Source organism: Aestuariimicrobium kwangyangense DSM 21549 (assembly GCF_000421525.1).
Taxonomy (GTDB): domain Bacteria; phylum Actinomycetota; class Actinomycetes; order Propionibacteriales; family Propionibacteriaceae; genus Aestuariimicrobium; species Aestuariimicrobium kwangyangense.
Genome location: NZ_ATXE01000003.1, coordinates 260036 through 272852 on the forward strand (window position 1 = coordinate 260036; position 12817 = coordinate 272852).

The following is a 12817-nucleotide window of genomic DNA, read 5'->3' on the forward strand; positions in this document are numbered from 1 at the left end:
TCGCGGGTTCCTGAGAACCATTTGCGGCAATTCTCATGATCTGACGAGGAAACTTGAGAATTGAAGGATTGCGCTCCACACGCCTGGGGGTGGAGCAGTCGAGGGGTCATGCCGGGGGGTCGATGATCTCGCAGAGCACTTCCCCCGAGGTGACGGCCTGTCCCGGGGACGCCTTCAGCGCCGAGATGATGCCGGCCCGGTGGGCTGTGACGGGGTTCTCCATCTTCATCGCCTCGAGCACGACCACGAGGTCACCCTCCTCGACCCGGTCACCTTCGGCGACGGCGGTCTTGACGATCGTGCCCTGCATCGGGGCGGCCAGGGCATTGCCGGTGGGAGCAGCCACCTTGCCGCCTCCGCGGTCTCGTTTGGCGGGTTTCTTGGCGGTGGCGCTGGCCCGGGCAGCCAGTCCCAGGCTTCCGGGCAGTGTCACCTCGAGCCGGCGGCCGTTGACCTCGACCACGACACTCTGCCGGGGCTCGACGTCGTCGCTCTCCCCGAGGGTGCCCGAGTAGGGAGGGATCTGCCCCGAGAACTCGGTCTCGATCCAGCGGGTGTGCACCCCGAACGACCCCTCGGGCGCGGTGAACGCCGGGTCGTCCAGCACCGCTCGGTGGAAGGGGACGACGGTGGGCATGCCGTCGATGACCAGTTCGGACAGTGCCCGGCGGGCCCGGGAGAGGGCTTGGTCGCGGCCCGCACCCGTGACGATCACCTTGGCGACGAGTGAGTCGAACGTTCCGGGGACCGTCATGCCCGTGTGGTAGCCCTCGTCGACGCGCACCCCCGGTCCCGCCGGCGCCTTCCAGGCGGTGAGGGTTCCCGGTGCCGGCATGAATCCTCGTCCGGCGTCCTCGGCGTTGATCCGGAACTCGATGGAGTGACCGCGAACCGCGGGGTCGTCGTAGCCCAAGGCCTCACCCTCGGCGATCCGGAACATCTCGCGGACGAGATCGATGCCGGTGACCTCCTCCGAGACGGGGTGCTCGACCTGCAGGCGGGTGTTGACCTCGAGGAAACTGATGGTGCCGTCGAGGCCGACCAGGAACTCGCAGGTGCCCGCTCCCACGTACCCGGCCTCGCGCAGGATGGCCTTGGAGGAGGTGTAGAGGATCTCGAGTTGCCGCTCCGAGAGGAAGGGTGCCGGCGCCTCCTCGACGAGCTTCTGGTGGCGGCGCTGCAGCGAACAGTCGCGGGTCGAGATCACGACCACACCGCCGTGGGAGTCGGCCAGGCACTGGGTCTCGACGTGGCGCGGCTTGTCGAGGTAGCGCTCGACGAAACACTCGCCACGTCCGAAGGCTGTGACGGCTTCACGGGTTGCCGACTCGAACAGTTCGGGCACCTCCTCGAGGGTGCGGGCGACCTTCAGTCCTCGCCCACCCCCGCCGAAGGCTGCCTTGATGGCGATCGGCAACCCGTACTGCTGGGCGAAGGCGACCACCTCGTCGGCACCGGCCACGGGATCGGCGGTCCCGGGCACCAGGGGTGCACCCACCGCCTGCGCGATGTGTCGGGCCTTCACCTTGTCGCCCAGGGCGTCGATGGCCGCGGGTGGGGGACCGATCCAGATCAGGCCGGCATCGATCACGGCCTGGGCGAAGCCAGCGTTCTCGGCGAGGAAGCCGTAGCCCGGATGGACCGCGTCGGCTCCGGCCCGGGAGGCGACGTCGAGCAGTTTGGGGATGTTCAGGTAGCTCTCGGCCGGGGTGGCACCGTTCAGCGCGAAGGCCTCGTCGGCCAACCGGACGAACAACGAGTCGGCGTCGGCGTCGGCGTAGACGGCAACCGACCTGATCCCGGCATCGGCGGCCGCGCGGATGACCCGCACGGCGATCTCGCCGCGATTGGCAACCAGGACTTTCGAGATGCTCGACACAGCACAATCCCCTCGACGACCCGGACCCCCGTTGGTCCTGGTTGGACTCTAGCGGGACCGGACGACGGGCCACTGGTCGTGGGTCAGGCTTTGACGGCCCACCTGGCCTCGCGGCGCTCACGCTGCAGGTGGGGATCGGGCACCGGGGCCGCGGCCACCAGGGCCCGGGTGTACTCGTGTCGAGGATCCTGCAGCACCCGGGCGGCCGGTCCGTGCTCGACGATGCTGCCGGACTTCATCACCGCAACGGTGTCGGCGACCTGCTCGACGACCGCCAGGTTGTGCGACACGAACAGGCAGGCGAAGCCGAGATCGGCCTGCAGTTCCTCGAGCAGGGCCAGCACGCTCGCCTGCACCGAGACGTCGAGGGCAGAGGTGGGTTCGTCGGCGATCAGCAGCCGCGGCCTCAGGGCGACAGCGCGGGCAATGGCGACGCGCTGGCGTTGGCCACCCGACAGTTCGTGGGGAAACCGCTGGGCCAGGGCTGGATCGAGCCGTACCCGCTCGAGCAGACCGGCCACGCGTTCCCGGCGGGCCCGGTCGTCGATGTCGGTGTGGAGCCGCAGCGGCTCGGCCACCGATCGTCCGACCGACCACCTCGGGTTGAGCGTGGAGGCTGGGTCCTGGAAGACGATGCCGGTGGTGCGCCGGCGTCCGTTGCGCTGGGCGCGGGTCGCGTGCTGCAGGTCGACGCCGTCGACCAGCACCCGCCCGCTGGTGGGGGCGAGCAGACCGCCGATCACCTGGGCCAGGGTCGACTTGCCCGAACCGGATTCACCGACCAGCCCGAGCACCTCGCCGGGCGAGATCGTGAGGTCGACCCCGTCGGCGGCCACGACGGGAGCGGCACCCTTGCGACCGGGGTGGACGACGCCGACCTGCTCCAGCCTGACCGTCGGCAGGTCGGGCTCGGTGATCTCACGGTCGGTGGTGGGCGGATGGTCTGCCGGGGACGCCGTCTGCCCCGAGAGGTGTGCTGTCCCGGACACCCCGGCGGCCGTGGCGTGATGAGCCTCGAGCCGCGGCACGGAAGCCAGCAGTTGGACGGTGTAGGGATGCCGGGGTCGGGAGAACAGCTCGCCGACCGGGGCATGCTCGACCACGCGACCCTGCTGCATCACTACGACGTCATCGGCGAGGTCGGCGACCACCCCCATGTCGTGGGTGATCAGCAGCACGGCGGTGCCCCGCTCGGCCTGCAACCGGCGCAGCACGTCGAGGATCTCGGCCTGCACCGTGACGTCGAGGGCGGTGGTGGGTTCGTCGGCGATGATCGCGACCGGGTCCTGGGCGAGGGCCATGGCGATCAGGGCACGCTGGAGTTGGCCACCGGAGAGCTGGTGGGGGAAGGAACCGGCGATCCTGGCCGGGTCACGCAGCCCGGCCTCGGTGAACAGGTGATGCACCCTGGACCGCAGGTCGGAGCGGTCGAGCGGGGGTGACCGGTGGCCGCGTCCACGGTGGGCCTGCACCGCCTCGGCCACTTGGTCGCCGAGCGTGAGCACCGGGTTCCACGCGCCCATCGGCTCCTGGGACACCAACGAGAAGATGGCTCCGCGGACGGCGCGGAAGGTGTCGGCCGAGGCACCCACCAGTTCGGTCCGGTCACTGTCAGCTCCGGGCCGATCGTCGGGTGAGAACACGATGGAGCCGGTCACGGTGGCGGTGCCGGGCAACAGACCCAGCACCGCCATCGCGGAGACGGACTTGCCGGATCCCGACTCGCCGACCAGAGCGGTGACGCGACCTCGTTGAAGCTGCCAACTGGCCCCCCGGACGGCCGGGCTGCCGAAGCTGATGTCAAGGTCGCGCACCCGCAGCAGGGGAGCACCGCTCTGGTCGTCCATCGGGGTCACTTCGCGACGGAGACCGTCAGGTAGTTCGGGTACGCCGGGAACGCCGGGATGGCGAAACCGACGACCTTCGACCCGTGCAGGAACGAGTTCTTCGTGTAGATCAGCGGCACGACCGGTGCGTCGGCGTTGATCAGCTCGTCCGCCTGGGCCCAGAGGGCACCGGACTCCTTCGGGTCGGTGGTCTCGGTGGCCTTCTTGATCAGCTCGTCGGCCTTCGGGTTGGAGTAGCGCGAGATGTTGTAGCCACCCTTGCCGATCTGGTCGGATGCGAACAGCGGCTGGATGTTGCCGTTGGCGCTGGGGAAGTCGGGCTGCCAGGAGCCGAGCGTCAGGTCGTACTTGCTGCCGTCGCCCTGCGTGGTCGCCTCGGTCAGCACGTCGTCGGCCAGCGGCACGATCGTGACGGTCAGCCCGGCCCGCTTGAGCCCCTGCTGGATCGCCTCGGCCTTGGCCGAGCTCACCGCGTCGTCCGCGATGGCGAACTTCAGGGTCCGACCGCTCCACTTGGCCTCGGCCAACAGCTTCTTGGCCTGCTCGGGGTCACCGGCGGGGGCGACGTCCTTGAGCAGGGAGGCGTACTGCTTGCGCCCGGGAATGCCCGGGGTGATCAGCGTGTCGGCGAACTCACCGGCGATCTCACCACCGACGGCCACCCGGTAGGCGTTGCGGTCGACGGCCAGGCTGATGGCCTTGCGGACCTTGACGTCGTCGAGGCCCTTGGCCTGGGTGTTGATGGCCAGGTAGGCCAGCGCTCCCGGGCCCGAGGTCACGAGCCGGTCCTTGGCCGCCGAGGTCTGCACCTGGGCGAGCTGGGCGGCCGGGACGAAGCTGGCGCCGAAGGCGAACTGGTCGTCCCCGGAGTCCGCGATCAGCCGCTGGGCTGCCACCGTGGCGTCCTGACCGAGCTGGAAGATGATCGAGTCGGGACCGCCGCCGCGGGCCTCATCGGTCTTGGGATCCCAGTGCTCGTTGCGCTCCAGGGTGATCGAGGTGCCCTCGACGGTCTTGCTGACGCGATAGGGGCCCGTCGCCACCGGGGTGGTGGTGTAGGTCTTGACATTGTCCTTGGCCTTCGGGACAGCGCTGAAGGCAGGCATCGAGACGATCCACGGCCAGTCGCCGTAGGCACTGTTCAGGTGGAAGACGAGGGTCTTGTCGTCCTTCGCCTCGACCGAGGCCAGCTGCTTGCCGTCGTAGGGACCGGAGTAGTCGCTGGCTCCCACGAGCAGTGCCTTGTGGTAGCCCAGGCCGCCCGAGAGCTGCGGGGCGAACGAACGCTCAACCGAGTACTTCACGTCGGCAGCGGTGATCGGGTTGCCGTCCTCGAAGGCGAGCCCGTCCTTCAGGGTGAAGGTCCAGGTCTTGCCGTCGGCGCTGACCTGGCCGGTGTCGGTGGCGAGGTCGGGGACGACCTTGGTGACACCGTCAGAGCCCACCTTCCAAGCGGTCAGGCGGCGCTGCACGAGACCGAGTGAGGTGATCGCCAGGGACTGGCTGATCGCCGGATCCCAGTTGACCGCGCTCGAACTGGTCAGGATGCGCAGGGTTCCACCCTTGCTGGCAGGGGCGGCCGAGGTCGCCGAGCCGGCCGCCGAGGAGGAGGTCGCACCGGGCTTGGGGTTGTTGGCATTGCACCCCACCAGTGCGGTGGCGAGACCGGCGAGCGGGATCGACAACACCAGCGCGCGGCGGGTGAGGGAGGTGTGATGGAGGGCCATGTTCTTCTTTCCTGATGGGTTCACGGGTGGGTTCGAGGGTTGGGGAGGGTCAGTGGGTCACCGACATCGCAGGTGCATCGGTTCCGGTGGACGGGTGCCGCTCATGGGCGGCCCACCCGGACGCGCGGGTCGAGCAGGCTGTAGACCACGTCGACGGCGAGATTGGCGGCCACGATGATGGCGGCGGTGAACACGGTGACGCCGACCAGCAGGGGCACGTCGGTCGACCCGACCGCGTCCATCAGCAGGGCTCCCAGCCCCGCGATGGAGAACACTCGCTCGGTGATGACTGCACCACCGAGCAGGCCGCCGAGGTCGAGCGCGAACAAGGTGGTGATGGGAATGGCCACGTTGCGCAGGGCGTGGCGGGTGACCACCCGGGACTCGCCGATGCCCTTGGCCCGTGCCGTGCGCACATAGTCGGACGACAACGCCTCCAGCATCTGACCACGCGTGATGCGGGTGTAGATGGCCGCGTTCAACAGGGCCAGCACGACCCATGGCAGCACCAGGTGCCAGACCCAGTCGACGGGCGACTCCCGGAAGGGCACGTAGCCGCTGACCGGCACCATGTCGAGGGTGAAACCGAACAGCAGGATGCCCAGCAGGCCGACCAGGTAGCTCGGTGCCGACACCCCAGTGATGGCCGCGACCATCAGGCCGCGGTCGATGACGGTGCCGTGGCGCAGGGCCGCCACCACCCCGCTGGCGACGCCCGCGAGCAGCCACAGCACTGCGGCGCCGAGCGCGATCGATGCCGTCACGGGGAATCGTCCGAGGATGAGTTCGGTCACGGGGGCGTTGAGCCGGAAGGAGTAGCCCAGGCAGGGCGCGGGGCAGGTGAACTGGGCGCCGCCCGTGCCGAAGGTGCGACCGGTGAAGATGCCGCGCACGAAGTCGAACCACTGCTGGAACCAGGGATGGTCGAGTTGCATGAACTCCCGGGCGGTTTGCAGTCGCTCAGGGGTGCAGGGCTTGCCACAGGCCAGTTGGGCCGGATCGGCGGGGAGCAGCACGAAGACGGCGTAGGTCAGCAGCGAGACGACGAGCAGGACGAACACCAAGGAGGCGATGCGGCCGAGCAGGAAGCGGGCGAGTTTCACGCGACAGCCCCCCGAGGGCTCTGGTCGCGGGTCCGGGTGCGGCCGGAACCGCGAGGGCTGCGTCGGGCTCGGTCACGGCGGGAATGACGGCTGGTGCGGGGGTCGAGGGCATCGCGCAGGCCGTCACCGAAGGCGTTGAAGGCGAGCGTCAGCACGAACAGGGCGGCGCCCGGGAAGACGAGGTACATCGGGTCGACGGAGAACCAGGTGACGGCGTCGCCGATGCTTCGTCCCCAGCTGGGGGTGGGGGCCGGCACGCCGACCCCGAGGAAGCTCAGGGCAGCCTCGGCGCCGATGGCACCGGGGATGGCGATGGTGGCGAAGACCACGATGGTGGCTGCCAGGTTCGGCAGCAGGTGGCGGAAGATGATCTGCGCATGGCCGGCGCCCAGCGCCTGCGAAGCCCGGACGAAACCGGAGGAGCGCAGCGACATCACCTGCCCGCGCACGACTCGGGCGATGGTCGTCCACCCGAAGAAACCGATGATCAGCACCAGCAACAACAGCCGCGGCAGCCACGCAGGTGCCACCGCACCGACGGCGATCATGAAGATCAGGGCGGGCAGACCGATCAGCACGTCGATGCCACGAGCGATCACCCAGTCCACGGCACCGCCGAACCAGCCGGCGAGCAGGCCCAGCACGGTGCCCAGCGCCACCGACAGGGCGGTCGCCCCCAGTCCCACCACCAACGACGCCCGTGAGCCGACCAGCACGATCGCGAACAGGTCTCGTCCCGTCAACGGTTGCACCCCGAACCAGTGGTCGGACGAGATGCCGCCCCAGCCGCCGGCGGGGGCACCCCGGCCGTCCAGGCTGGCCAGGTCGTAGGTGTACGGATCAACGCCCGCGGCCCGAGTGATCAGCGGAGCCGTGAGTGCCACCAGGATGTAGAGAACCACCACGATGCCCCCGGCCACGGCGAAGCGGTCACGGCGCAGCCGACGCCAGACGCCATCGGCGCGCAGGGTGGGCGGGTCCACCAGCTCGTCCGAGCGCTCCAGTGACACGGGGCTCCTTGTGGTCGGGGCGCACCAGAGGGCACGCAGCCAGTTGCTGCGCGCCGACGATGGCCTGTTGTGCACCCATGAGCATGGCCCTGTTCGCCCCAATATGCAAAACGTGCCGTTATGGGGAGCGAAATGCGAGGTTTGGGTGAGCGCCGCTTCGCTGCGGCCCGTCAGGCCCGGAAGACCGGCCTGATCGACACCGATTCGAGCATGGCACCCTCGGGCAGGTCGATGGCGGTCCGAACCGTGGCGGCCACCGAGCGGGGGTCGAGGTGCTCGTCGGCACGGTACTCGCGTCCCAGGGCTGCCTGCAGCGCACGCTGCATGTCGGAATCGGTGCGGCCGGGGTGCACGGAGGTCACCCGAACCTGACCCCGTTCCTCCTCCCGCAGGGCGTCGGTGAGGGCCCGGAGGGCGAACTTGGACGCGGCGTATGCACCACCGCCGGGTCCGGAGACGAATCCCGAACCGGAGTTGATCATCACCACCTGCCCCTGCCTGCCGGCGAAGCTGCGGGTTTCTCTCAGTCGGGGCAGCAGCAGTCGGGTCAGGTCGGCGACCGCGACCACGTTGACCTCGAGGATGCGAAGCCACAGGTCACGGGTCGTCTCGTCGACCCTGCCACTCTGGGCGATCCCCGCCGAGTGGACGAGCAGGTCGAGGCGGTCGAGGTGGCCCACGGCAGCCTCGACGGCAGCGGCATCGGTGAGGTCGCAGACGAACCCGGCGGCGCTCGGCAGCCCGTCGACCACAGCCGCCACGGCGGCCTCGTCGCGACCGCCCACCAGGACGTGGTGATCGCGGGCCAGGTCATCGACGACGGCCCGGCCGATCCCGCGGCTGCCGCCGGTGACCAGCGCTACGGGAAGGGTGGACGACATGGCTGCTCCTGTCGGACGTCTGAGCGACGAAGCTACCGCGCCGCAGCGATCCGGTCGAACCGACGGCTACCATTCCAGGGGTGCACAGGCGTCAGGTGGTCCTCGGGGTGGGCGTGGCCGCACTCCTGCCTGGTCTCGCGGCCTGCGGCGCCATCTCGAGTGCCGTCAGCCCGGTGCCTGGAACGCCGTCGGCCACCCCGACCACCGGGGTCACGTTGGCCTCGATGGGGCTCGTGCACGGACCCCGAACCATCACGCTGCCAACCGGCCTGGTGCCGGTGCGGACGATCGACCAGCCGAACGTGGTCACGCTGATCCTGCGAGCCGCCAACTCCGCCCGGGTGCAGACCCACCTGGAGCAGACCCTTCCCGTGTCGGGCTTCACGGTGGACGCCCGTAGTGCCGACTCGTTGGTCTTCCACGACGCCACCTGGGACGGCGCCTGGACTTCGTCCGCCGAACTGGCGGGTCTGACCTTCCGACGTCGCACCTGACTGCCGAACCCGGCTGACCCCGCACCCGTCCGCCTGCCGGACTGGGCCGCCCCTATCCTTGGGGGACGCCCCGGGAACCCGTGGCCACCCCAACACACGACTGTGACCACCACCGACCGATGAGGACGTGCCATGAGTGGCGGACTGGCTGCCCTGCTTGATGACATCGCCGCGATGGCCAAGATGGCGGCGGCGTCGCTCGACGACGTCTCCGCCGCCGCCGGGCGCGCCGGTACGAAGGCTGCGGGAGTGGTGATCGACGACACCGCCGTCACTCCTCGATACGTGACGGGCGTGCTGTCCAACCGCGAGTTGCCCATGATCATGAAGATCGCCCGCGGGTCACTGGTCAACAAGCTCCTGATCATCCTGCCCATCGCGCTGGTGCTGTCGCAGTGGGCACCGTGGCTGCTCACCCCCATCCTGATGCTGGGCGGCACCTACCTCAGTTACGAGGGTGTCGAGAAGCTGTGGGAGAAGGTGTCGGGGCACCAGGAGACGCGCAGCCCGGCTGCGACCCAGAGCCCCGAGCAGGAGAAGACGCTGGTCAACGGGGCCATCCGGACCGACCTCATCCTCTCGGCCGAGATCATGGTGATCTCGCTCAACGAGGTGGCCCACGAGCCGCTGCTGCAGCGCTCCATCATCCTGGTCGTGGTCGGCATCGCCATCACCGTGGGTGTCTACGGGGTGGTGGCGGTGATCGTGAAGATGGACGACATCGGCGTCCGCTTCACCCAGCGCGCCGGTGCGGCGGCCCAGAAGTTCGGCCGGGCCCTGGTCGAGGGAATGCCCGTGGTGCTGGCGGTGCTGTCGACGGTCGGCATCATCGCGATGCTGTGGGTCGGTGGCCACATCCTGCTGGTGGGGGCCGACGAGATCGGCTGGCACGCGCCCTACGCGCTCGTCCACCACGCGGAGCAGGCGGTGCACGCGGCGACGGGCCCGTTGGGCGGAGTGCTGGGCTGGCTGACCAACACCGCCTTCAGCTTCATCGCCGGGGTGCTCGTCGGCGCCGTGGTGGTCGCCGTCGTGCACGTCCTGCCATTCGGCAGGAATCATGGGGACGAGCACGAGGTGCGCGCTGAGGAGACGGAAACCGCCGTCACCCCATGACGTGCTGGTGGGCCAGTCGCGCCACCTCGGAACGCAACGGCGTGATGGCGTCCGCCCCTTCGCGGGTGGGGTGTACCCGGTTGGTCATCAGCGAGACGGTCAGGCGGCTCTGGTCGTCGGTGAAGACACTGGTTCCGGTGAACCCCGTGTGCCCACGTGCTCGTCGTCCCACCTCGCCCAGCTCCGGGTGCCACATCCACGAGAGCTGCCCGATCCGCAACCCCATGGAGTGACCCCAGGGTGCCTCATCGGGATCGCAGACCGCGCGTCCCAACAGCGCAGGCATCTCGTTGAGCCAGAGCCCGTCCCGACTGCACGGCAGTTGGTCGAGCCGGATGGCCTCGGCGAGGGCAGCCACCGCCCGCGCCGTCCCGAACAGACCGGCGTTGGCGCACCTTCCGCCCAGGGCCCAGCTGAACTCGTCGTGCACCACCCCGCGGACCAGGCCGCGGGCGTGAGTGGTGTCGACCTCGGTTGCGGCGACCTGGCGGCCGTCGTCGGCACCCGAGGGTGGGGCGAACGCGATCTCACCGAGCCCGAGCGGGTCCAGCACGAGATGCTGCACCAGATCGGCCCACCGTTGGCCGGTCGCGCGCTCGGCGAGCAGCATGGCGGTGTTGTAGCCGACACAGGAGTAACGCCACACCTTCTGAGGAGGGGACAGCAGGGGGAGCCGCTCCACCTGGGCCCGCAGTTCGCGGCGGTCGTCCAAGGGCCAGTCACGCAGCCAACGGCCCGGGTTCGCCGCGACCCAGCCCAGGATGCGACGCTCCCAGTCGGGAAAGATGTCGGGCAGCCCCGAAGTGTGGGTGAGCAGGTGGCGCAACGTGACCCGCTCCCGATCGGGATCACCCCGATACCCCTCCAGATGCGTGGCGAGCGGTTCGTCGTAGCCGAGGTGCCCACGCTCGACCACGGTGTGCAGCGTGATGGCCGACACCACCTTGGTGATGGAGGCGAGGTCGAACCAGCTGGAATCGGTCACCGGTTCGAGCTGGTCGGAGCGCACCCGTGACCCGTCACAGTTGACACTCGCGAGCGTGCCCTGGGCCGAACTGGCCACCACGGTGCCGTCATGGACGACGACGCAGGTCGCGCCCGAACAGGTCTCGGCCTCGACGGCCGCCGCCAGCACACTGCTCAGGGACTGGGCCAAGCTCGGCATGGTTCTCCTCGTCCGGGGTCGGGGGGTGCCATTCTTGCACCACCCCGTTCGAGCCCGAAGGAATGCGACCGTGACCTGCCCCCAGACCCTCGCCCCGGCGCCGAGCGAGACGGCGGTGAGACGGGCCGCGCTGGGGGTGCTGATGCCCGGTTTCGACGGCACCGATGTACCCGCCTGGCTCGAGCAGCCCTTGCGTGACGGACTGGGTGGGGTCTGTCTGTTCGCTGTCAACACCCCCGACCTCGCCACCACCCGCCGACTCACCGGGCGACTGCGCGAGCTCGGGCCCCAGGTCTGCATCACGGTCGACGAGGAGGGGGGCGACGTCACCCGACTGCAGCGCCGCCATGGATCGGACCTTCCGGGCAGTGCTGCCCTGGGGGCGGTCGACGATCTCGAGCTGACGCGCCAGGTGGGGGAGGCGACCGGACGGCTCGTCCGTGCCGCCGGCATCGACGTCACCCTCGCTCCCTGCGTCGATGTCGCCTCCAACCCGGCCAACCCGGTGATCGGCACCCGGTCGTTCGGACCCGACGCCTCGCTCGTCGGCCGGCACGCGGTCGCCTGGGTGCGGGGGTTGCACGCCGCAGGGGTGGCCGGCTGCGCCAAGCACTTCCCGGGCCACGGGGACACCTCCGTCGACTCCCACGTCGGGATGCCGGTGATCGACCTGGACGAGGCGACGCTCGCCTCCCGTGAGCTGGCCCCGTTCGTTGCGTTGGCGCCCCTGGTGGACGCCGTCATGCCCGGGCACATCATCGTCCCCCGGCTGGGGGCCGACCCCGCCTCCACCTCGGCGTGGGCCTATGACCGCATCCGCGCGATGGGGTTCGTCGGTCCCACCATCACCGATGCGCTCGACATGGGAGCCATCACCGCAGACCCCACCGCCGACCCCTCATCCGGCGAGGACGAGCGGATCGGAGCGGCCGTCGTGCGCGCCCTGCGGGCCGGTGCAGACCTGTGCTGTCTCGGGGCACCCATGAACGGTGACCAGCAGGCCGCGCTGGCCGCGAGTGTGGCCGCCATCGAGCGGGCGGTGGAGGAGGGCCGGCTGCGCCTGCACCGGCTCCAGGTCTCGGCCTCGCGGGTGCGCTCGATGCTCGGCCTGGCCCATCAACGGCTGCTGGAGACGCCCGCTGTCGATCCCGCCACCGCCGAGGACGGACTTCCCGAACTCGGCCTCGAGGTCGCGAGGCGAGCGCTGCTGACCCGGGGGAGCGTGCTCCTGCCCGAGGGCGCCCGGCCCGTCCTGGTCGAGCTGGGGCAGGGGTTCAACGCTGCCGCGGGGCGGTTCTCGTCCGGGGTGGGCGATGCGCTCGACCGGGCCCTGGGGGAGCCGGTGGACAGGCGGGACCTCGACCTGGTGGAACCGGATGACGTGGTCGTCGCCGTCAGCCGGGACGGGTCGTCCGTCGCCGCGACCCTCGTCGCCGAGCTGCTCGGTCGCTGTCCCCACGCCGTGGTGGTGCACGTCGGCATGCAGCAATCGGCGCCGGATGTCCCACACCTGGTGCTGGCCCACGGAGCCGGGCGGTCCAACACCCGAGCTGCGGTGGAGGCCCTGCTCGGCCGACGGATCGTGTGGTGAACCC

The 12817-nt window shown here is 70.0% G+C and carries 10 protein-coding genes; 3 read left to right on the plus strand and 7 right to left on the minus strand.

Translation table 11 applies throughout. The annotated features are described in order from the left end of the window. Nucleotides 1–106 precede the first annotated feature (106 nt). From H507_RS0111185 to H507_RS0111210, 6 genes are all read right to left on the minus strand, one after another. Nucleotides 107–1879 carry an acetyl/propionyl/methylcrotonyl-CoA carboxylase subunit alpha gene (locus H507_RS0111185; protein WP_022910801.1) on the minus strand — a complete coding sequence of 591 codons (1773 nt, stop codon included), beginning with the start codon at nt 1877–1879 and terminating at the stop codon, nt 107–109. A gap of 83 nt (nt 1880–1962) precedes the next feature. Further along, nucleotides 1963–3726 (minus strand): dipeptide ABC transporter ATP-binding protein, encoded by a 1764-nt coding sequence (locus tag H507_RS0111190; RefSeq protein ID WP_022910802.1) that lies wholly within the window; start codon nt 3724–3726, stop codon nt 1963–1965. A gap of 5 nt (nt 3727–3731) precedes the next feature. Further along, nucleotides 3732–5453: an ABC transporter substrate-binding protein gene (locus H507_RS0111195; protein ID WP_022910803.1), complete on the minus strand. Its 1722-nt coding sequence runs from the start codon at nt 5451–5453 to the stop codon at nt 3732–3734. Between the two features lie 101 nt (nt 5454–5554). Further along, nucleotides 5555–6556: an ABC transporter permease gene (locus tag H507_RS0111200; RefSeq protein ID WP_022910804.1), complete on the minus strand. Its 1002-nt coding sequence runs from the start codon at nt 6554–6556 to the stop codon at nt 5555–5557. Beyond that, the gene (locus H507_RS16370) at nt 6553–7566 is read right to left on the minus strand and encodes an ABC transporter permease (RefSeq protein ID WP_022910805.1); all 1014 of its coding nucleotides are present in this window, start codon (nt 7564–7566) and stop codon (nt 6553–6555) included. The genes H507_RS0111200 and H507_RS16370 overlap by 4 nt, the downstream gene beginning before the upstream one ends. Before the next feature lie 170 nt (nt 7567–7736). Continuing rightward, nucleotides 7737–8447: an SDR family oxidoreductase gene (locus H507_RS0111210; RefSeq protein WP_022910806.1), complete on the minus strand. Its 711-nt coding sequence runs from the start codon at nt 8445–8447 to the stop codon at nt 7737–7739. An 80-nt stretch (nt 8448–8527) separates the two neighbouring features. Between H507_RS0111210 and H507_RS0111215 the strand changes: the two genes are divergently transcribed. Then, nucleotides 8528–8941, plus strand: coding sequence for a hypothetical protein (locus tag H507_RS0111215; RefSeq protein ID WP_022910807.1), 414 nt, complete (start codon nt 8528–8530; stop codon nt 8939–8941). A 132-nt stretch (nt 8942–9073) separates the two neighbouring features. Further along, entirely contained in the window at nt 9074–10057 is a 984-nt protein-coding gene (locus tag H507_RS16375) for a DUF808 domain-containing protein (RefSeq protein WP_022910808.1), read from the plus strand. Here H507_RS16375 and H507_RS0111225 read toward each other — a convergent pair. Then, nucleotides 10047–11222, minus strand: a complete 1176-nt coding sequence (locus H507_RS0111225) for a serine hydrolase domain-containing protein (RefSeq protein WP_022910809.1) — start codon at nt 11220–11222, stop codon at nt 10047–10049. The two genes, H507_RS16375 and H507_RS0111225, sit on opposite strands and share 11 nt — an antisense overlap. Nucleotides 11223–11292: 70 nt before the next feature. Between H507_RS0111225 and H507_RS0111230 the strand changes: the two genes are divergently transcribed. After that, entirely contained in the window at nt 11293–12813 is a 1521-nt protein-coding gene (locus tag H507_RS0111230; protein ID WP_022910810.1) for a glycoside hydrolase family 3 protein, read from the plus strand. Nucleotides 12814–12817 lie beyond the last annotated feature (4 nt).